The following is a 20,277-nucleotide window of genomic DNA, read 5'->3' on the forward strand; positions in this document are numbered from 1 at the left end:
TCAGCGCTGCTCCAGCTGGAGCGTCAGCGCGGAGTGCAGCTTGTCGGCAAAGCGCTGCAGCCGCGCCTCGAACCCGTTCACCCGGTGCGAGAAGCGGTTGTAGGCGATGACGGCCGGGATCGCCGCGAACAGGCCGATCGCGGTCGCGAACAGTGCCTCCGAGATGCCTGGCGCCACCACCGCTAGCGACGAGTTCTGCTGCTGGCCGATCTGGAAAAAGCTGTTCATGATGCCCCACACCGTCCCGAACAGCCCGACGAACGGCGCGACGGAACCCACCGTGGCGAGGAAGTTCAGGCGATTGGACAGCTTGTCCGCTTCCTCTCCCACCGACGAGTTCATCGCCAGTGCCACGCGCTGCCGAGCGCCTTCGGGATCGACGTTGACGGCTGCATTGCGCTTGTATTCGGCGAGCCCCGCACCGGCGACCTTGCCGATCGGCACTTCACCGCGGCGCCGCTCGCGCTGGAACGCGTCGAAGTTCTCCGCCTCCCAGAACCCGCGCTCATAGCCGTCGCACTGGCGGTTGACCCGGCCCATGCGCAGCAGAAACGAGACGATGATGGTCCAGGTCCAGACGCTCGCCAGGATCAGCCCGACCATGACCACCTGAACGACGATGTCTGCGTCAAGGAACAGCTTGACGGGATTGAGCCGGGTCGGCGCACCGGCGGCCGCCTCGGCGGCGGCCATGAGCAGATCGAACGTCATTCTTGTCCTTCCGGGGATGAAACGAACGAAGCGAAGGCGCGCTGCCATGCTTCGGGTTGACGGCGTGGCCGCCCGTCGGGGCCGATGAAGCCGACACGCACTGTGGCCTCGGTCAGCCGGGTATCGCCGCGCCAGGCGCTCTGGCGCAAGGTACAACTGGCGCGGCCGACAGTCTCGGCACGCGTTTCGATGTGGATCGCATCGCCCAGCCGCGCCGGGAGCAGGTAGCGCAGCGAGACTTCGGCAACCGTGTAGAGCCCCTCGCCCGCATCCAGCGCCTGCGCCTGATCGATGTCGAGCAGGTCGAGCAGATCCGACCGCGCCCGCTCGAACCAGCGCAGGTAGTTAGCGTGATAGACCACCCCGCCCGCGTCGGTGTCCTCATAGTACACGCGCAGGGCATAGCGGTGAACCGCGCCGTCCAGCACGCCGCCGGGAGGAGAGGGAAAGGCCGTCATCTGCGCGAAGTCCTTAACCATCCCCCGGGCCGGTGCAAAGGCATCGCACGCACATCATGGCTGACAAGCGCTAGTCAGCCCCGCATGAACGGCGGTTAAACGGAGAGGCGTCCCTCGTCCCGGCTCACACGCGGGATCATGCCAGCCTCAATCGCAAATCATGTGGAAGAACTGGCGTCCGCCGAAGATGTGGACGTGCAGGTGCGGCACTTCCTGGTGGCCGTGTCCGCCCATGTTGACCATGAGGCGATAGCCCGGCGTGTCGAGCTCCAGCTGGCGCGTCACCGTCCCGACCGCGCGCATGAAGCCGGCGATTTCGGCGTCGCTCGCCTTTGCCGTAAAATCGTCCCAAGAGACGTAAGGCACCTTGGGGATGACCAGGACGTGCACCGGCGCCTGCGGGCGGATGTCGTGAAAGGCGAGCGCGTGATCGTCTTCATAGACCTTGTTGCAAGGCAGCTCGCCGCGCAGGATCTTTGCGAACACGTTGGCGTCGTCATACGGCAGCTTGGGATCGATCGGCATGGGGGCAAGCTCCTTCAGGACGCTGAAATCAAGACTGGCGCGAGGCTTTCTCAGCGATGCCGGAGACGCCTTCGCGGCGGTCGAGTTCGGCTAGGACTTCGGCCAGAGGCACTTCTCGCGCGGCAAGCAGGATCACAAGGTGGAACAGCAGGTCCGCGGCTTCGCCGACCAGCGCCGGGCGATCCTCGGCAAGCGCGGCGATCACCGTCTCGGTCGCCTCCTCGCCCAGCTTCTGCGCGATCTTGTTGATGCCGCGCGCGTTCAGCTTGGCGACGTAGCTGCTGCCGGGATCAGCCGAGCGGCGCGACAGCACCGTCGCTTCGAGGCGGGCGAGAGTATCGGATTGAGCCATCGCCGCGCGTCATGCGGCGCGGCGCGGAGCGGGTCAAGCGCGGGTCACGGCTCGATCAGTCCCGCTAATTAGTCTCTGGGACGCTTGGACGAGAACCGGCGGCCGATGGCAACACCGGCCACCCCGAGGCCGAACAGCAGCATCGCACTCGGCTCCGGCAGCGCGACGCTGCCCGAGGCGGCGAGCGCCGGCGTGGCGCACGCGGCGGCAAGGACCGCAGCGGTGAGGATCGTCGGCAGAATGCGGGTTCGCGGCACGACAGGACCTTTTGCATGCTTGGTACTGTCGTAAACGCAACTCCCATGCCACTTACGAGTAAGTACGAGCCTAGGCCAAGCTCAATGGTTAACGCGGCAAGTCGGCATCGCGCAGGTGTAAAGCCTGGCGACACTCAGGCGCGGGCCGGAAGCCCCGCTGCGCGTAGCGCGCCATGCGCGTCGGCGATAGAATGCTTGCCGAAGTGGAAGATCGAAGCCGCCAGCACAGCGCTCGCATGGCCTTTTGTCACGCCCTCTACGAGGTGGTCGAGATTGCCGACGCCGCCGCTGGCGATGACAGGCACGCCGACTGCATCGGCGATCGCCCGGGTCAGCGCCAAGTCATAGCCACCTTGCGTGCCGTCGCCGTCCATCGAGGTCACCAGCAGTTCGCCCGCACCTAGCTGAGCGAGCTTGACCGCATGGTCCAGCGCATCGAGGCCGGTCGCTCGGCGGCCGCCGTGGGTGAAGATCTCCCACCGGCTCTCTCCCACCTTGCGCGCATCGACAGAGGCGACCACGCACTGGCTGCCGAAGCGTGCGGCGATGTCCGACACGACCTCGGGCCGGGCGACGGCGGCGGAGTTCACCGCCACCTTGTCCGCTCCCGCTAGCAGCAGCGCCCGCGCGTCCTCGGCTGTCCTGACGCCGCCCCCGACGGTGAGTGGCATGAAACACACTTCGGCCGTGCGCCTCACGATGTCGAGCAAGGTGCCTCGGCCTTCATGGCTGGCCGAGATGTCGAGGAAGCAAAGCTCGTCCGCTCCGGCCGCGTCATAAGCGCGCGCCTGCTCGACCGGATCGCCCGCATCGCGCAGTTCGACGAAGTTGACGCCCTTGACCACGCGACCATCGGCCACGTCGAGGCAGGGAATGACGCGAACGCGGACGGTCACGCTACTCCCTCTCTGCCATGGCGATCGCCGCGGCCAGGTCGAGCCGCCCGTCGTAAAGCGCCCGGCCGGTGATGACGCCCTCGATCCCGTCCTTGGCATGCAGCGCCAGCATGCGGATGTCGTCCAGCCCCTTCACGCCGCCGCTGGCGATTACCGGCAGTTCCGTGCGGCGTGCGAGGTCGACCGTCGCCTCGATGTTGCAGCCCTTGAGCAAGCCGTCTCGGCCGATGTCGGTGAACAGCAAGCTGGCAACGCCCGCATCTTCGAAGCGGCGCGCCATGTCGACGATCGATACGTCCGACACTTCCGCCCAGCCCTCGGTCGCGACCATGCCGTCGCGCGCATCGACCGCGACGACGATGCCGCCGGGGTACTCGCGCGCCATGTCCTTGACGAACTGCGGGTCCTTGAGCGCGGCGGTGCCCATGACCACGCGGCTCACTCCGAGATCGAACCAGCCGGCGACCGCCTCGGGCGTGCGGATGCCGCCGCCAAGTTGCACGTGGCCGGGGAACACCTGGAGGATGCCTTCGACCGCTTCGCGGTTCTGCGCCGAACCGGCGAACGAGCCGTCGAGATCGACGACGTGGAGGTACTGCGAGCCTGCCTCGGCGAAGAGAGTAGCCTGTGCGGCCGGGTCATCGCCGTACACGGTGGCGCGCGCCATGTCGCCTTCGGCGAGGCGGACGACTTGCCCCTGCTTGAGGTCGATGGCGGGGAAGACGATCATGGCTTCGGAAACCCTCTCCAACTCCGGCTAGGCGCCTGCGGCACCAAGCCTACGTTTCCCCTCCCAGCTGCAGAGAGGATAGCGAAGCTTACCGCGTCAGCGGTTGGCGCAGCTTGGCAAGGGCTCAAGGCTTCCACTCCAGAAACCGCGCCAGCAGCGCCAGCCCGTAGGCTTGGCTCTTCTCCGGGTGAAACTGCACGCCCACCACATTGTCGCGCGCCACGGCTGCGACCAGGCCGCCGCCATGGTCGGTCATCGCGGCCACATCGGTGCCCTGCTCAGGCGCGAAGTGATAGGAGTGCAGGAAGTAGGCCTCGCCCGCCTCGATCAGGCCGCCCGCACGATCATGGCGGCCGATAGAGACATCGTTCCAGCCCATATGCGGCACCTTGATCGCCGGATCGGTCCGCTCGATCAGCCTTACCTCGCCCTCGATCCAGTCGAGCCCCGGCGTGATGCCATGCTCCAGCCCGCGAGAGGCGAGCAGTTGCATGCCCACGCATATGCCCAGGAACGGCGCGCCGCCCACGTGCACGCGCTCGGTCATCGCCTCGACCAGGTGCGGGATCGCGCGCAGTCCCTCAGCGCAGGCCTTGAAGGATCCCACGCCGGGCAGCACGATCCGGTCCGCCGCGCGCACCACGTCGGCGTTGCTGGTGACATGGACATCGTCCGCCCCCGCAGCCTTCAGCGCATTGGCGACCGAGTGGAGATTGCCCGCGCCGTAATCGATCAGGGCGAGGACTTCAGCCACCCAGCTGGCCCTTGGTTGAGGGCACCGCATCGCCCTTGCGCGCATCGAGTTCGACCGCAACGCGCATGGCGCGGGCGAAACCCTTGAAGATCGCCTCGCAGATGTGGTGGTTGTTGGTGCCGTAGAGCAGCTCGATGTGCAGCGTGATGCCAACAGCCTGGCCGATCGAGTGGAACCAGTGCTCGACCAGCTCGGTGTCCAGCTCGCCCAGCTTCTCCTGCGTGAACGCGGCCTTCCACACGAAGTAAGGCCGGCCCGAGATGTCGAGCGCCACGCGCGCCAGCGTCTCGTCCATCGGCGAGTAGGCGCTGCCGTAGCGGCCGATCCCCCGCTTGTCGCCCAGTGCCTCGGCAATGGCCTGGCCAATGGCGATGGCGCTGTCCTCGCACGTATGGTGCTGGTCGACGTGGAGGTCACCGACGACGCGGCAGCGGATGTCGATCAGCGAGTGGCGCGAGAACTGCTCGATCATGTGGTCGAGAAAGCCGATCCCAGTCGACACCTCGTAGGCGCCGGTGCCATCGAGGTTCACCTCGACGGCGATGTCGGTCTCGTGGGTCTTGCGGGCGATCCGGGCGGTGCGCATGCGCGGCCTATAAGCGGGCGCCGCGCAGAATCAATCGTGTGGCATGCCGCATCGCGGCGATCCGGAGCGATCGTGTGCGATGCAGCATGAAAACGTGCCCCTTTGTTGATAATGCCGCCCTTAGCGGGTTGACCGGCTGCGACTCGATGCGCAGTTAGGCCGGATGACAGATACGCCGCCGGACAGCCTCATCCCCTACGACGAGATCGTGCAAGAGGCGCTGCGCGCCGTGGTGGGCCGCGTGCTCGGCCAGGTGGTCGCGGGCGGTGGCACCCTGCCCGGCAACCACCACTTCTACATCACCTTCAAGACCGCGGCTCCCGGCGTCTCCGTGCCGGCAGAGCTGAAGGCCCGCTTTCCCGACGAGATGACCATCGTTCTGCAGAACAAGTTCTGGGACCTGGTCGTTGGCGATGATTTCTTTGGCGTCGGACTCAGCTTCAACCAGATCCCGGCCAAGCTGCACATCCCGTTCTCGGCGATTACCGCCTTCGTCGACCCGGCCGTCGACTTCGGCCTGCAGTTCCAGGCGATGGTCGCGCCCGAGGACGAGACTGATCACGATCCCGATAACGATGGCGCGGAACGCGAAGGTGCCCCGCGCATTACTCCGAGCGAGGACGGCTCGAACGTGGTGTCGGTCGACTTCGGCAAGAAGAAGTAGGCGGGCGCAGCCCGGGATCGGGTAAAGATGGCGAAATCCACTCTGCGCAAGCGACTGGCCAATCTGACCTCCAGCGGTCGCGCCAGTGGCTCGACCAAGGAGACGGTCAAGAAGGCGCTGCCCGGCAAGCCCGAGGAACTGCACGGGCCTAGCCCGAACCCGGCGACCAACCTGCTGCTTGCCGACGTGGCGCTGCGAACGGGCACGATGATCGCGCGCCGCGCAGTCGAACGCCAGTTGCTCGGGGCCAAGTATCCGACCCGCAAGGCCGCTGCGATCCTGCGGGGCCGTTCACTGACCGAATCCGCGTTGCACTCTGTGCTGGCGCGCGTCGCCGTGCGATCGGTCCCGGGTGCAATCCTCGTTGGTGGAGGCCTCGTCGCCAAGACCCTCTACGACCGCGCGACGGGACGCCAAGCGCGTGGTGATGGCGAGGCCAAGCTGCACGAAATGGCCAAGGACGGCGCGGACGAGGTCTGACTTGGCGATGACCTCGTCGACGTCCCGCGCATCCCCTATCTTGATTTGACGGCTTCGCGCCGCCATCAGCGGGCATGACGAATCCTGAAGTCGCCGCTCCTATCGTTCCCGATTCCGACGCGCTGCACCGGCGCGGGCTGATGTTCATCCTCTCGTCGCCTTCGGGCGCGGGCAAGACCACGGTCTCGCGCATGCTGCTGCAACGTGATCCGCGCCTGCGCATGTCGGTTTCGGTCACGACCCGCTCGCCCCGGCCCGGCGAAGTGGACGGGCGCGACTACCACTTCACCGACCACCCCGGGTTCGAGCGGATGGTGGAAGAAGGCGAGTTCCTGGAATGGGCACACGTCTTTGGCCACAGCTACGGCACGCCCAAGGCCGAAGTGAAGGCAGGCCTGCGCGACGGCAACGACTACCTGTTCGACATCGATTGGCAGGGCACGCAGCAGCTCTACCAGAAGATGCAGAGCGACGTGGTCCGCGTGTTCCTGCTACCCCCCAGCATCGACGAACTGCGCCGCCGCCTGAACGCACGCGGCACCGACAGCGCCGAAGTCATCGCGTCGCGCATGGAGCGCGCCAAGGCCGAGATCAGCCATTGGGATGGCTATGACTACGTGATCGTCAACGACGACATCGATATCTGCTTCGCCAAGGTCTCGCAGATTCTGGCGTCCGAGCGGATGCGTCGCATGCGGCAGACCGGGCTGATCCCGTTCGTGCGCGAGTTGACGGCGCCGGATAGCTAGGCCGTTGTAGCGCGGGCTGGCTAATCCCCCACACACCAGCCTTGTCCCCATGCGCGCCACGCGATAGGCGCTGCCCCGCATCATATCTCCAGGGGTTCCTCAATGTCCGATCTCGCCGCCGCCATCGAAGCCGCCTTTGACGCGCGCGACACCGTTACGCCTGCCAGCGAGGACGTGCGCAAGCTGGTGGACGAGGCGCTTGGTCTGCTCGACAGCGGCGCCGCGCGCGTTGCCGAGCCCGACGGCCAGGGTGGCTGGAGGGTCAACCAGTGGCTCAAGAAGGCCGTGCTCCTGTCTTTCCGCCTCTCCGACAACGCACCGATCGAGCATGCCGCCGCTGGGGCGCCGGCCTTCGACAAGGTGCCGCTGAAGTTCGCAGGTTGGGGCGAGAACCGCTTCAAGGACGCTGGCGTGCGCGTGGTGCCGGGCGCCGTCGTGCGACGCAGCGCCTACATCGCCAAGGGCGTGGTGCTGATGCCCAGCTTCGTGAACCTGGGCGCCTACATCGACGAAGGCACCATGGTGGACACCTGGGCTACCGTCGGTTCCTGCGCGCAGATCGGCAAGAACGTGCACATTTCGGGCGGCGCCGGGATCGGCGGCGTGCTCGAGCCGCTGCAGGCCGGACCCGTGGTGATCGAGGACAACTGCTTCATCGGCGCGCGCTCGGAAGTGGCCGAGGGCGTGGTGGTCGGCACCGGCGCAGTGCTGTCCATGGGCGTGTTCATCGGCGCCTCGACCAAGATCGTCGACCGCGCGACCGGCGAAGTGCACATCGGTCGCGTGCCGCCCTACTCGGTCGTGGTGCCCGGCTCGCTGCCCGGCAAGCCGTTGCCCGACGGCACGCCCGGGCCGTCGCTCTACTGCGCCGTGATCGTCAAGACGGTAGACGCGCAGACCCGCTCCAAGACCGGGATCAACGAACTCCTGCGCGACTAGGGCACTTTGGTGAAGGGCGGCACGAGGAACGGCCGCCCCGCCCATGCGTTTGCCCCGATGCAAGTTCCGCCAATTGCGGCATCGCATCGAGGAGACATGCCATGGAAGTTCGCAACGGCGAAGTTCACGTCAACAGCACCGAAGCCAGCGCCGGCAGCAAGAACAACGTGGTGCGCTACATCCTGGCGATCAGCTTGGCGCTGGTCGTCATCGCCTTCGCCATCATCGTCATGACCGGCGCGATGACCTCCAACCAGAGCAACAACGGCACCGACGATTCCGCCCGCGCCAAGGCCGAGCAGCAGCAGACCTCACAGCAGCCGAGCGGTCAGCAGCAATAAGGGTGAGAGGGCGGCCGATGGAGGCCGCCCCGATCAGCCCGGCCGAGCCACTACCGCGCGCACTTTGGTGGCCAAGGTCATCGGATCGAAGGGCTTCAGGATCACGCCGTCGGCACCGGTGGCGACATACTCGTCCAGTCCTGCGCGCGAGGCTCTGGCGGTCATGAAGATGGTCTTCGCCTCGCCCAGATCGTCGCGCTCACCAAGCGCTGCGTGCAGTTCGAAGCCATCCATTCCCGGCATCATCACGTCGAGCAGGATCACATCGGGTCGCCAGGGCTCACGCTCCAGCATGTCCAGCGCCTCCTGGCCGGACGAGACCGCACGAACGTCCATGCCTGCATCGATGCGCAGCGCCATGGTGGCGATGGTGCGGATGTCGTCGTCGTCATCGACGTAGAGGACGCGAAGATCGGGGGTCATTGTGCCTGCCGCTCCCTGAGGATGCGCAGCACCGTCGACCGCAAAGTCGGCAGCGTGTTGCGCGACTTGACCAGCACCGCTTCGACCCGGCTGCTCGGATCGAGCGGGACATCCTGAGCGGAGAACACGATCGTCGGCAGCGGCTCTCCTCGCGCGTCGACCAGCAAGGGCAGGATCTCCAGGCCCGAGCCATCGGGCAGGCCGATGTCGAGAATGACGAGGTCCGGTTTCTCCAGTTCCAGGATCGCACGTGCCGAGACCAGGCCGTTGGCGCGGATGACGCGCGCCTCGCCCGATAGCGAGGCGGCGACGACCTTCACCAGGTCCTCGTCATCGTCGATCTGCAGCACGGTCGGACAGTGCGCAGTAGAGCTTCCCAGCGGCGCCGGCGTCTCGGCGGCGCCATCGTCCTCGTCCGCTGGCGGCGCAGTCTCGGCTTCGATGCAGGGGAGCGAAAACGCGAAGCAGGCGCCTCCCGATGGCGCGCTCTCCACCCAGATCGTGCCGCCATGGCGGTGGATGATCTCGCGCGCGATCGCGAGGCCAAGACCCGTGCCGCCGACGGAGCCAGCGGTCGGAGCTTGAACGAAGCGATCGAAGATGTGCTCGCGATAAGCGGCCGGCACGCCCGGCCCCTGGTCGCAGATGCGCGTGACCGCCCCGCTCGCTTCGAACTGGAGGCCGACGGTCACGGTCGAGTGCTCGGGCGTGTGGCGCAGCGCGTTCGACAGGAGATTGGCGGTGACCTGGAGCAGGCGCTGGCGATCCGCCTCGACCGCGCAGGTATCCTCGTCAATATCGACCCGCAGCGTCACGCCCTTGACCTGCGCCGATCCCTGGCTCTCGGCCGCAGCCTGGCGGATGACCGCTATGAGATCGGTGGGCACCATGTCCAGCGCCATGCGGCCGCTGCCGAATTTCTCGAGGTCAAGGATATCGTTGGTCAGGCGGATCAGCCTGCGCGCGTTGTTCTCGGCGATCTCGACCAGCTGCCGGGCCGGATCGGGCAGCGCACCCGCCGCTCCGCCCCGCAGCAGGCCCAGCGAACCGACGACCGAAGTGAGGGGCGTGCGCAGCTCATGGCTGACGGTGGCGATGAAGTCGTCCTTGATCCGCTCGATCTCGCGCCGGTGCGAGATGTCGCGCACCGACGCGACGATGTGCAGGCCGTCGGGCACCGGCATCAGACCCAGCGCGACATCGACCGGAATCACCCGCCCGTCCCGCGTGCGCGCCTCGCGATCGAGGAACAGCGAGCGCCGCAGCTTGCCCTCAGCCAGACCGACCCGCTCGTGGAAGCTGCCGTCTCCATCGGCGATATCGAGCACCACCGAGACGTCGCGGCGGCTGAGTTCCGCCGGCTCGTACCCCAGCACGGAGCGCGCAGCCGCGTTGACGTTCTCGATCGTGCCGCTGGGATTGAGGATGATGATGGCGTCGCTGGTGCTGTCGAGGATGGCGCGGTTGCGTGCCGATGCGTCGGCTTCGGAGACCATGACCTGCCAGCGCTGGCGCCGCGACACCCAGATCGCCACCATGCCCCCCAGCATCACCGCGCCGATGACGATGATCAGCAGCCAGACGACCTGCCGCGTGCGGTAGGTCCGATCCCAATAAACGGCCCGGCCTGCCTCCAACTGCCGGGCATCGTCGGCGATCAGCCCCTGCAGCTCGGCCTCGATGCGGTTCATCAGCAGCAGCCCCTGCCCGGCCGAGACACGCGCCAAAGCCGCTTCTTGCGCCCCACGCCGGACCGAACCGAGCACCTGGTCCATTTCCGCGAACTTGGCGGTGATCAGTTCCCGCATGACGCGATTCCTGCTGCCGCCGTGTCCCAAGCTGCCGGCCGATCGCTGCAGTGCGTCGAGCTCGTCCATGATCTGCTGGCGCGAGGGTTCGTAGCTGCGCAGGAACGTAGGGTTGTGAGTGATGACGAAGCCGCGCTGTGCCGTCTCCGCCTTGCGCAAGTTCGCCAGCAAGGTGAGCGCGCGCACGTGCCGCTCGGAAACGCCGGTCACCAGGTCGCCGGTGTGCCGCATGCGTCCATATTCGCCGTCGAGCCAGAGACCGAATGCCACCAGTAGCGCGGGCAGGAGGAGAGCGAGGATGAGGTAGCGCGGCATCCAGGGTGGCCGCGGCGCATCGACCGCTCGCTCCATGCCGGGCGTCGCGGTCACCTGCGCTGTCATTGGGAGGTCTCTCCAAGCAGCGGCTGAAGGGCAAGGACGGCCTGCGCCCGATTGGTGACGCCTAGTTGGCGGAAGATCGCGGTGAGATGCGCCTTTACCGTCGCCTCGCTGACGTGGAGATCATGCGCAATCTGCTTGTTGGCGCGTCCGTCGGCGAGCGCAAACAGCACCCGCCGCCGAGCCGGCGAGAGCTGGGCCATGCGGTCGCGGATCGGGCCTGCATCACCTTTTACCGGACCAACCGAGAATACCGGCTTGCCCGCGACGATCCCACGCAGCGCATCGGCGAGGTTATCCAGCGGCGCCGACTTGCGCAGGAAACCGGCGGCGCCAAGCTCGCGCGCGGCCCGGGCAAGGTTTGCATCCTCGCGCCCGGTAACGATCACCACGGGCACTTGCGGCAGGCAGAACTGCAACCGCAGCAGCCCGGAGAACCCTTGCGTATCGGGCAGCATCAGGTCCAGCAGAGCAAGATCGAAAGCAGGTCTTTGCCCGGCGATGGCTTCGGCCTGGGCAATCGTGCCGGCGCCGGTGATCGCGGCGCCGGGTATTGCGTGGCGCACCGCGAGGGCCAATCCCTCGCGCGCCAGCGGATGATCGTCCGCGATCAAGATCCTTCGCGTTTGCGTTCCCATTGTTCCGACCCGGCGGCGCCTTCGCGCTCTGTTTCCTGCTTCAAACAGGGGTAAGTTCGGATTTATCGTTCTGGTGTACAGCGTTATTCATTCCAGAGGCGTTCAGATAAACAAAGCGCCCAGGGTCCAATAACGATGAAGAACGACGATCTATTGTTCCAAGACGCGCCGCTTGTCCTCTTGGCGACGCGTGATCGCAGCCTATCCGCCCAATTGTGCGAGGTTTTGCAGGCCCGAAGCTGGCGGGTCGGAATCGCAACGAATGCCGAGGAGGCTCGCAGGATCGCCGCGGCAGAGCCGATCGCGATGCTGATCATCGACGGCAGCGAACCACAGGATGACACGAACCCGCTGGCCTGTGCACTTCGCGATAGCTCGGGACCCAGCCAGGCCGCGCCGATCCTCGCGCTCGCCTCAAGTAACGAACACCAAACTGATCCGAAACCGACCAGTGTGGACGGTATGTTGCCGCCCTTGGACTCTGGAATGAAGCTGGTGCGCGCGCTCGAGCGCTGGCAGCCGGTCTCGCTCGAGCCGACTCGGCGGATCGTGGCCATGTTCGGTTCAGGCCCGATCGCGGGCATGATGGAGCGGCTGGCGCTGCGCCTCGAAGCCGCGCTGGCCAGCCTGGACCGAAACAAGATCGATACCGCCGAGGCCCATCGTCTGGCCGGCCTGTGCGGTACCCTAGGTTTCGCGCAAGCGCATGCGGCCTGGCTCGACATCTCGCTGGGGGACAGCACCGCGCTCGACGAAGCACGCCGCACCACGCGCCTGACTCTCGCGGCGATCGCCCGGGGGCTTTAGCTTCCGGAGCACGGAGGGCGCGTCGTCTCGCAAGCGCCGCAAGTAACGCACATGAAGCTTCGTAGATGTGGCGTGCAGCATGATCCCGGCCGATCGCCGGTGCACGCTGCAGCATCACGCTTCCGAATGCCGCAAACGTATGAAAGTTCCTGCGATTTTTTGCGCTGGTTAATTTCGCGTTATCCCGCGGGCTTAGGTTCTTCTTAAGATTTCGGGACACAGCATTGTCGTGCGAGGGGGCAGAGAGGATACGGCGATGCCCAAGACTTACAGGGGTACGGCAAGCAGAGTCGCAATGACCGCTTGTCTTGCAGCAATCGGCACGACTACTTTTGCATCACAAGCACAGGCACAGAATATCTGCAGCGCTCTGCTTGGAGCGACTACGTGCGACGTAACCACCGACACGCTGGTTACGCCACTGCTCCCGGTCACCGGAACGCTGGATGTGACGGTCAACAGCGCCACCGACCTCCTCGGCTCGGTCGCGGCCGACGCCACCGGGGCCGTCGATCTGGCGGCCAATAGCAACATCCTCTCCAACACGGCCAACGCGCCAGCCCTGTCGCTGACCAGCGACGATGCGATCAATGCGACGGTCCAGAGCCTCACCACCAGCGGCGCCAACGCCACTGCTGCGCTGCTGCGCGCCGGCGCCGGCGTGACGCTCCAAGCGCTGGGACCGGTGACCACCTCCGCCGGTGGCGCAGACGGCATCAACGTGCTGTCCGCCTCACTCGACCTGACGGCCGACGCGGTGCAGACCTTGGGCGCCGATGCGGACGGCCTCGAACTCGTCACGCTCGACGGTCCGATCGCGCTCGACGTCGATCTGGTCGAGACGCAAGGCGCTCTCGCCGACGGTGCGATCCTGAACGCAGTTGGCGGCATCGACCTCGATGTCGGCGTGCTGCGCACCGAAGGCGGGCAGGCGCTCGGCCTCAATCTCTCGACCGACCCGACGGCCTGCGCTGCGCTGGCGGCCGGCAGTTGCGACATCAACGGCGTGGTCGGCACGCTGACCACGCAAGGACCCGGCAGCATCGGCGCGCTGGTCAACGCGGCTGCCGCGACCACGCTTACGGTCGACGTGCTGCAGACCAACGGCAACGACGCGGCGGGCATCGATCTCACCACCACTCCGCAAGCCTGCCTCGTGCTCGGCGCCGGCGCCTGCGGGACCGACTTCACTGTGGGCAACCTGCTGACGTTTGGTGACCGCTCGCCCGGCATCCTTGCCACCATCGTCGGCCCGACGAACGCGAACGTCGACCTGCTGGAGACCGACGGCGTCGACTCGCCCGGCATCGCCATCGTCGGCGATCCCGCCGCTTGCGTCCTGCTCGGCTCGGGCGCGTGCGACACGGGCGTGAACGTAGGCAACCTGCTGACTACCGGCGACGGCTCCGGTGGCCTTGCCGTCGACGTGCCGGCGCTGATCACCGCCGATCTCGGCTCGGTCATCACGCAGGGCGACAATGCGCCCGGAATCGTCCTCAACGCCGATCCGCAGGCTTGCGCGACCTTGGGCGTGGGCGCTTGCGGCGTCGATCTGAACGCAACCCAGGTCACCACTGGCGGCGCCAACTCGCCCGGCATCGGCATCGCCGCCGTCGGCCCGATCTCGCTCGATCTCGGCAGCGTGACCACGAACGGGATCAACTCGCCGGCGATCGGCATTGCCACCGACCCGACGGCCTGCGCGATTCTTGGCGCTGGCGAGTGCACCACCGACGTCACCGCAGGATCGATCACCACGGGCGGCGATGGCTCGACTGGCCTGGCGGCGCTGGTCAGCGGCCCCGTGACGGTGACCACCGGTCCGATCACTACGCTGGGGACCGATGCCGACGGCATCGCCCTGGTCGCCGATCCGACCGCCTGCCTCGTCGCGGGCGTCGCCACGTGCCCGATGACCGTCGCCACGGGTCCTGTCAGCACGGGCGGCAATGGCTCGACCGGGATCGGACTGGTCGCAGCGGGACCGCTCCAGCTCGACACGGGCAACGTCTCGACCCTCGGGCTTGATGCACCGGGCGTGGTCGTCGGCGCCGACCCGACTGTGTGTGCGATCATCGGCTCGGGCGCTTGCACGACCACCATCAACACCGGGTCGATCACCACCAACGGCGACGATTCGCCGGGCCTTGGCGTGCTCGCGGGCGGTCCGCTGACCGTCACCACCGGGCCGATCTCGACGCTGGGCACCGATGCCGAGGGCATCACCCTGGTTACCGATCCCACGGCCTGCGTGCTGGTCGGTGCGGTCTCGTGCGCCACCACCGGCGTGCTCGGACCGGTGACCACCGGAGGCGACGGCTCCACCGGCATCGGCGTCGCGGCGGCCGGGCCTGTGCGGCTCGACACCGGCAGCATCACCACGCTGGGCAACAACGCGCCCGGCCTGGTGGTCGATACCGACCCGGCGGCCTGTGCCATCATCGGCAACGGCACTTGCACCACCACGGTCAACACCGGCTCGGTGACCACCGGCGGCAGCAACTCGCCCGGCGTCGGCATCATCGCCGGCGGTCCGACGACGGTGAGCACGGGTCCGATCACCACGGCGGGCGGACAGTCGCCCGGCCTGACGGTGACCACCGACCCCGCTGCCTGCCTCGCCGTCGGCGCGGCGCTGTGCACGGCCGAGATCGTCACCGGCCCGATCCAGACCGGCGGCACCGACTCGCCTGGCGTGACCGTCGGCGTGACCGGCCCGACCACCATCACCACCGGTCCGATCACCACGGGCGGCGGCAACTCGGACGGCGTGACGGTCACCATCGACCCGACGCTGTGCCTGGCACTCGGCCGCACCGACTGCGTCACCACCGTCAACACCGGCCCGATCGACACCGGCGGCCCAGGCTCGGGCGGCGTCGTCATCACCGATCCGGGTAGCGGTCCTGGTGGAGGGACCGGCGGACCTGGCGGCGGCACCGGCGGACCGGGAGGCGGCACCGGCGGCGATACCGTCACCGTGATCACCGGCCCGATCACCTCCGACGACGACGGCGTCAACGTCGGCACCGGCTGCACCCAGGTCAACGTGACGGCCACCGGCCCGATCAACTCGCGCACCGGCACCGGCATCGAAGTCGCCAGCGCTTGCGGGGTCACCGTCACCACGCTCGACGGCGCCCCCGTCCAGGGCGCGACCGGCGGCATCGACGTGACTTCGGGCACCGGCTCGGTGATCACCATCGGCGACCTGGTGCAGGCGGGCAACGGCCTGGCGGTGCAGGTCAACGGTGCGGCAACCGTGGTGACCAACCAGGCCACCGGCGAAGTGATCGGCCGCATCGACCTGACCGATGCGAACGACGTGTTCAACAACGCCGGCAGCTTCCGCCCGGTCGGCAACAGCAGCTTCGGCGCGGGCACCGACGTGCTGAACAATTCCGGCTCGATCGTCGTCAACCCAGGCGCCCCGGCAGCGCCGGCGGCTGTGACCTTCACCGGGTTGGAGACGCTCAACAACTCAGGGCTCATCGACATGCGCAACGGCCGGGTGGGCGACAGCCTGACCGTTCCGGGCGCCTTCGTCGGCTCGGGCGCGAGCACGCTGGGGGTCGATGTCGGTGCCACCACTGCCGACCGCCTCGTCGTCGGTGGCGCGGCGACCGGCTCCACCCAGGTGCTGGTCAACGGCCTCAACGGCGGCTTCGTCAACAACGCCGTCGTCGTTGATGCCGGCGCGGGCACCAGTGCCGGTGCTTTCACGCTGGGCAACGGCGGCACTGTCGGGATCGTGGACTACTCGCTGGTCTACAACCCGGGCACCAACGACTTCGCGGTCTATGGCCTGCCCAACCAGTCCGCCGTATCGCCACTGCTGCTCGTCGATGGTGCCCGCCAGATCACCTACCGGTCGAGCGACGCGGTCGCCGCCCACCTCGATGGGGTGCGCACCGGCAAGGCGTTCTGGATGGATGCGTATGGCCTGGTCGACAAGCGCCGGCAGGGCTTCGCCACCACCGCCTTCGGCCAGCCGGTTGGCTACTCGCTCGACAGCACGCAGGACTTCTTCGGCGTCCAGGCCGGCGTGGACCTGCTCGGGACCGAGACCGGCACGGTTGCCGGCATCACCGGCGGCTATGCCAGCAGCCAGCTGAACATCGCGGCAGGCGCTGGCCGGGCGCGATACGACAGCTTCAACGTCGGCCTCTACGGCCGCGCCGCTGCCGGACCGATCCGGATCGAGGGCCTGGCCAAGTACGAGCACGTCAAGGCCAAGTACGGCGATGCCCTGATCGGCGTCAGCGACCGCTCCAAGGCCGACGGTTTTGGCGGCTATGTAAAGGTGTCGGGCGCGTTCGGGTCGGACCGGTTCACGTTCTCGCCCTTCGCCTCGCTCGACTACTCGGACCTCGACTGGAAGGGTCTCGACCTCGGCGTCGCCACCGCCGACTTCGACACCGCCAAGGGCCTGCGCGGCAAGGCGGGGGCGCGCGTCGATACGCTCGTCTCCGACGGGCCGAGCAAGATCCGCCTCTACGCCTCGGGCGCCTACGTGCACGAGTTCAAGGGCCGCGATCGGATGACGCTAGAGGGTGGCGGGTTCAGCTTCGCCTACCGCCTGCCGGCAGTGCCCGACTACGGACAGGCCAAGATCGGCGTCGCCATCGACCAGGGCGAGCGGGTCAGCGGCTTCATCGAGGCTCAGGGCGACTTCAGCAGCTCGTACAAGGGCGGCGGCGCCCGAGCGGGGCTCTCCCTGCGGTTCTGACCGCACACCTCGGGGAGGACGGCACCGCCGCCCTCCCCTTTTTATTGCGACGGAAAGGTTTTGCACTTGGACATGAAATGGTCCCCCAGGGCAGATCCCTCTGCCGACCCCGCTGGGCTCCACCGCCAGTTCACCGCGTCTGCCGGCACTTGGCTCGACATGCGCGCCTGCGCCCAGGTGGTCGAACGCGCGTTGCGCGACTTGCCCGCAGGCGAGCGGCTGGGTCTACTGCTCCTCGAAGTCTGGGGCCTGAGCGAACAGCTCGACGCGCTGGTGAGCGAACACGGCGTCGCCGCGGGGGAGAGGGCCACCGTCTCGCTGTCCGCCGGCCTGCCCCCCGACACGCGGATTGCTCGGGTTGGCCGGGGCACGCTGGCGTTGATCTTCCCACAACTCAGCAACATCGCCGAAGGTGAGCGCCTGGCCGAAGCGGTGGCGACCGGGCCGCTGCTGATCTTCGCCGGCGCCGGCATTCCCGTGCCGCTCGATGTGCGCGCCGGCCTGGCGATTGCACCCGATCACGGCACCACCTTCGAGACGCTGCTCGCTCGCGCCGAGCTGGCAGTAATCGAGCTGCGCTCGCAGCAATCCAGCAGCTTCGCCACTTACCGCTCCGACGTGCAGGCCCGCGCCATCCGTCGCGCGCGGCTGCGACAGGACCTGGAGCGCGCCGAGCAGGAAGGCCAATTCGAGCTGTTCTACCAGCCCCAAGTCGACCTTGCGACCGGGCGTATCGTCGGCGCCGAAGCGCTGATGCGTTGGCATCATCCCACCCACGGCTTGCTGGCTCCGGGCGACTTCCTGGCTCGGCTGGAGCAGATGTCGCAAGCGCGCGCGGTCGACACCTGGGTGCTGGAGACCGCCGCCACGCAGGCCGCGGCCTGGAGCGGCACCAAGCCCGGCGTGCGCGTGGCGATCAACATCTTCCCCGATCGACTAGGCGATCGGCTGGTCACCGATGTCGAACGGGTGCTGGGCGAACACGGCCTTTCCCCCGAAGCGCTGGAGATCGAAATCCCCGAGCGCCATGCCTTAGACGACATCGACAGCGCCGCGCGCACGGTAAAATCGCTGCGAAGGCTGGGCGTGTCCGTGGCGCTGGATGACTTCGGCACCGGCTTCGCCTCGCTCACCGCAATCAGCGCGCTCGACGTCAATCGGCTGAAGATCGACCGCAGCTTCGTCGCCGACATGCTGTCGAACGGCAAGAGCGTGGCGATCGTCTCGACCCTGATCGAGCTGGGCCGGCGGATCGACTTGTCAATCCTGGCGGAGGGGATCGAGACGGCCGAACAGCGCGACGTACTGGCAGCGTTCGGGTGCAACGAGGGTCAGGGCTACCTATTCGGCAAGCCAATGCCGGCGGAGCAGCTGTGGCCGGTCTGCCAGGCGGTGCGACGGGCGGGGTGACGTTGGCGACGCCCTCACGTGAGGGGACATCGTGAGGTCAAGAGGATAGCTGGTACGCTTCGACGTGCTCAGCCTTGGCGGTATTGGTGTCAGCTGCTCCAGGACAAGCCAGCCCGGTGCGGCCGTCCCTGACATCCGCTGGCTGGCCGGTCGAAGTCCGCCAGTCGATCACTCGACTGGCGGCTCCTGACCTCAAGCGGCCTGCTTGTGCCGCTCTACCGCTTCGAGCTTGAGCATGTCGGCCATCTTGAACGCCAGCTCGATCGACTGCGCGCCGTTCAAGCGCGGGTCGCAGTGTGTGTGGTAGCGGTCCGCCAGGATCTCGTCGGTGATGGCGATGGCGCCGCCGGTGCACTCGGTGACGTCCTGGCCGGTCATCTCGATGTGGATGCCACCCGCATGCGTGCCCTCGGCGCGGTGGACGGCGAAGAAGCCGCTCACTTCGGCGAGGATGCGGTCGAACGGACGGGTCTTGAGGCCGCTGTCGGTCTTGATGACGTTGCCGTGCATCGGGTCGCACGACCACACCACCGGGTGACCCTCGCGCTGCACCGCGCGCACCAGCTTGGGCAGCCCGTCCTCGACCTTGTCGTGCCCGAAGCGGCTGATCAGCGTCATGCGGCCAGGCTCGCGGCCCGGGTTGAGGATGTCGAGCATGCGCAGCAGCGCGTCGGGCTCCAGGCTCGGCCCGCACTTCATGCCGATCGGGTTGCCGACGCCGCGCAGGAACTCGACATGCGCCGAGCCCTCGAAGCGGGTGCGGTCACCGATCCACAGCATGTGCGCCGAGCAGTCGTACCAGTCGCCGGTCAGCGAATCGCGCCGGGTCAGTGCCTGCTCGTACTGCAGCAGCAGCGCCTCGTGGCTGGTGTAGAAGCTGGTGCCCTGCAGCTGCGGCACGGTCTGCGGATCGACGCCGCATGCCGCCATGAAGTCCAGCGCTTCGCTGATCTTGTCCGCCATCTGCGCGAACTTGGTGCCCCAGGGGCTGCGGCCAATGTGATCCATCGTCCATTGGTGAACCTGGCGCAGGTTCGCGTAGCCGCCGCTCGCGAAAGCGCGCAGCAGGTTCAGCGTGGATGCCGACTGCGTGTAGGCGCGCAGCATGCGATCCGGATCGTTGGTGCGGATGCCCGCCTCGAACTCGACACCGTTAATGATGTCACCCAAGTAGCTGGGCAGTTCCTCGCCGCCGATCGTCTCGGTCGGGGCCGAGCGCGGCTTGGCGAACTGGCCGGCGATGCGGCCGACCTTCACCACCGGCTGTTTGCCCGCGAACGTCAACACGACCGCCATCTGCAGCAGCACGCGGAAGGTATCGCGAATGTTGTCCGGATGAAACTCCGCGAAGCTTTCCGCGCAGTCCCCGCCCTGGAGCAGGAAACCGCGACCGGCGGCAACCTCAGCCAGGTCCTTCTTCAGCTCGCGCGCTTCGCCTGCAAACACCAGCGGCGGGAACTTTGCTAGCGTGGCCTCGACCTCGCCCAGCTTCTCCGCGTCGCCATAGGAAGGCAGGTGCCGCGCTTCGTGCGCCTTCCAGCCTTCCGGTGTCCAATTGCTCGCCACGTCACTCACTCCTCAGCGCGCGGCGGGTGCCGGCGCAATACAAGGCGGCGCACATACGCCCTGCGCGCAAGGATTG

Annotated in this window: 21 protein-coding genes; 8 read left to right on the forward strand and 13 right to left on the reverse strand. The window is 67.3% G+C overall.

Annotation, left to right across the window (positions count from 1 at the left end):
* From tolQ to hisB, 9 genes are all read right to left on the reverse strand, one after another.
* A complete protein-coding gene (gene tolQ / locus GV044_RS01740; RefSeq protein ID WP_159864618.1) occupies positions 1 to 711 on the reverse strand; it encodes a protein TolQ in 711 nt (236 codons plus the stop codon).
* Complete coding sequence (locus tag GV044_RS01745; RefSeq protein ID WP_371741546.1) at positions 708 to 1,190, reverse strand: YbgC/FadM family acyl-CoA thioesterase; 483 nt, start codon at positions 1,188 to 1,190, stop codon at positions 708 to 710. The genes tolQ and GV044_RS01745 overlap by 4 nt, the downstream gene beginning before the upstream one ends.
* A 126-nt stretch (positions 1,191 to 1,316) precedes the next feature.
* The gene (locus GV044_RS01750) at positions 1,317 to 1,694 is read right to left on the reverse strand and encodes a histidine triad nucleotide-binding protein (protein ID WP_159864621.1); all 378 of its coding nucleotides are present in this window, start codon (positions 1,692 to 1,694) and stop codon (positions 1,317 to 1,319) included.
* Between the two features lie 28 nt (positions 1,695 to 1,722).
* Positions 1,723 to 2,046, reverse strand: a complete 324-nt coding sequence (locus tag GV044_RS01755) for a phosphoribosyl-ATP diphosphatase (protein WP_159864624.1) — start codon at positions 2,044 to 2,046, stop codon at positions 1,723 to 1,725.
* Between the two features lie 68 nt (positions 2,047 to 2,114).
* Entirely contained in the window at positions 2,115 to 2,303 is a 189-nt protein-coding gene (locus tag GV044_RS01760; RefSeq protein WP_159864627.1) for a PEP-CTERM sorting domain-containing protein, read from the reverse strand.
* Between the two features lie 134 nt (positions 2,304 to 2,437).
* Positions 2,438 to 3,199, reverse strand: coding sequence for an imidazole glycerol phosphate synthase subunit HisF (gene hisF, locus GV044_RS01765; RefSeq protein WP_159864630.1), 762 nt, complete (start codon positions 3,197 to 3,199; stop codon positions 2,438 to 2,440).
* Position 3,200: 1 nt separating this feature from the next.
* A complete protein-coding gene (hisA, locus tag GV044_RS01770; protein WP_159864633.1) occupies positions 3,201 to 3,929 on the reverse strand; it encodes a 1-(5-phosphoribosyl)-5-[(5-phosphoribosylamino)methylideneamino]imidazole-4-carboxamide isomerase in 729 nt (242 codons plus the stop codon).
* A gap of 124 nt (positions 3,930 to 4,053) precedes the next feature.
* Entirely contained in the window at positions 4,054 to 4,713 is a 660-nt protein-coding gene (gene hisH, locus GV044_RS01775) for an imidazole glycerol phosphate synthase subunit HisH (RefSeq protein ID WP_159864636.1), read from the reverse strand.
* Positions 4,676 to 5,269 (reverse strand): imidazoleglycerol-phosphate dehydratase HisB, encoded by a 594-nt coding sequence (gene hisB / locus GV044_RS01780; RefSeq protein ID WP_159864639.1) that lies wholly within the window; start codon positions 5,267 to 5,269, stop codon positions 4,676 to 4,678. The genes hisH and hisB overlap by 38 nt, the downstream gene beginning before the upstream one ends.
* A 163-nt stretch (positions 5,270 to 5,432) precedes the next feature.
* Here hisB and GV044_RS01785 point away from each other — a divergent pair, with 163 nt between their 5' ends.
* The 5 genes from GV044_RS01785 to GV044_RS01805 all read left to right on the forward strand — a co-directional run bounded on the left by GV044_RS01785 (position 5,433) and on the right by GV044_RS01805 (position 8,442).
* Positions 5,433 to 5,933: an SspB family protein gene (locus GV044_RS01785; RefSeq protein WP_159864642.1), complete on the forward strand. Its 501-nt coding sequence runs from the start codon at positions 5,433 to 5,435 to the stop codon at positions 5,931 to 5,933.
* A gap of 27 nt (positions 5,934 to 5,960) precedes the next feature.
* Positions 5,961 to 6,413, forward strand: a complete 453-nt coding sequence (locus GV044_RS01790) for a hypothetical protein (protein WP_159864645.1) — start codon at positions 5,961 to 5,963, stop codon at positions 6,411 to 6,413.
* A 74-nt stretch (positions 6,414 to 6,487) separates the two neighbouring features.
* A complete protein-coding gene (gene gmk / locus GV044_RS01795; protein WP_236554607.1) occupies positions 6,488 to 7,162 on the forward strand; it encodes a guanylate kinase in 675 nt (224 codons plus the stop codon).
* Positions 7,163 to 7,264: 102 nt separating this feature from the next.
* Positions 7,265 to 8,101, forward strand: a complete 837-nt coding sequence (gene dapD / locus GV044_RS01800) for a 2,3,4,5-tetrahydropyridine-2,6-dicarboxylate N-succinyltransferase (RefSeq protein WP_159864648.1) — start codon at positions 7,265 to 7,267, stop codon at positions 8,099 to 8,101.
* Between the two features lie 101 nt (positions 8,102 to 8,202).
* Positions 8,203 to 8,442: a hypothetical protein gene (locus GV044_RS01805; RefSeq protein WP_159864652.1), complete on the forward strand. Its 240-nt coding sequence runs from the start codon at positions 8,203 to 8,205 to the stop codon at positions 8,440 to 8,442.
* 33 nt (positions 8,443 to 8,475) lie between these two features.
* Here the strand turns inward: GV044_RS01805 and GV044_RS01810 are convergent, their stop codons facing one another.
* The 3 genes from GV044_RS01810 to GV044_RS01820 are packed head-to-tail and all read right to left on the reverse strand — an operon-like array spanning position 8,476 to position 11,665.
* Positions 8,476 to 8,865 (reverse strand): response regulator, encoded by a 390-nt coding sequence (locus tag GV044_RS01810; RefSeq protein WP_159864655.1) that lies wholly within the window; start codon positions 8,863 to 8,865, stop codon positions 8,476 to 8,478.
* Positions 8,862 to 11,054: an ATP-binding protein gene (locus tag GV044_RS01815; protein WP_159864658.1), complete on the reverse strand. Its 2,193-nt coding sequence runs from the start codon at positions 11,052 to 11,054 to the stop codon at positions 8,862 to 8,864. The genes GV044_RS01810 and GV044_RS01815 overlap by 4 nt, the downstream gene beginning before the upstream one ends.
* On the reverse strand, positions 11,051 to 11,665 hold the full coding sequence (locus tag GV044_RS01820) for a response regulator transcription factor (protein ID WP_236554609.1): 615 nt from the start codon (positions 11,663 to 11,665) through the stop codon (positions 11,051 to 11,053). Before GV044_RS01820 ends, GV044_RS01815 begins: the two co-directional genes overlap by 4 nt.
* A 159-nt stretch (positions 11,666 to 11,824) precedes the next feature.
* Between GV044_RS01820 and GV044_RS01825 the strand changes: the two genes are divergently transcribed.
* The 3 genes from GV044_RS01825 (at position 11,825) to GV044_RS01835 (ending at position 18,635) form a co-directional block, all read left to right on the forward strand.
* On the forward strand, positions 11,825 to 12,496 hold the full coding sequence (locus tag GV044_RS01825) for a hypothetical protein (protein WP_159864664.1): 672 nt from the start codon (positions 11,825 to 11,827) through the stop codon (positions 12,494 to 12,496).
* Between the two features lie 448 nt (positions 12,497 to 12,944).
* A complete protein-coding gene (locus tag GV044_RS01830; protein WP_159864667.1) occupies positions 12,945 to 17,225 on the forward strand; it encodes an autotransporter domain-containing protein in 4,281 nt (1,426 codons plus the stop codon).
* A 72-nt stretch (positions 17,226 to 17,297) separates the two neighbouring features.
* Positions 17,298 to 18,635 carry a bifunctional diguanylate cyclase/phosphodiesterase gene (locus GV044_RS01835; protein WP_159864670.1) on the forward strand — a complete coding sequence of 446 codons (1,338 nt, stop codon included), beginning with the start codon at positions 17,298 to 17,300 and terminating at the stop codon, positions 18,633 to 18,635.
* A 192-nt stretch (positions 18,636 to 18,827) separates the two neighbouring features.
* Here GV044_RS01835 and GV044_RS01840 read toward each other — a convergent pair whose 3' ends face one another.
* On the reverse strand, positions 18,828 to 20,201 hold the full coding sequence (locus GV044_RS01840; protein ID WP_159864673.1) for a class II 3-deoxy-7-phosphoheptulonate synthase: 1,374 nt from the start codon (positions 20,199 to 20,201) through the stop codon (positions 18,828 to 18,830).
* Between the last annotated feature and the right edge of the window lie 76 nt (positions 20,202 to 20,277).

Origin of the sequence: Novosphingobium sp. 9U (assembly GCF_902506425.1) — a bacterium.
In the GTDB taxonomy this organism is placed as follows: Bacteria; Pseudomonadota; Alphaproteobacteria; order Sphingomonadales; family Sphingomonadaceae; genus Novosphingobium.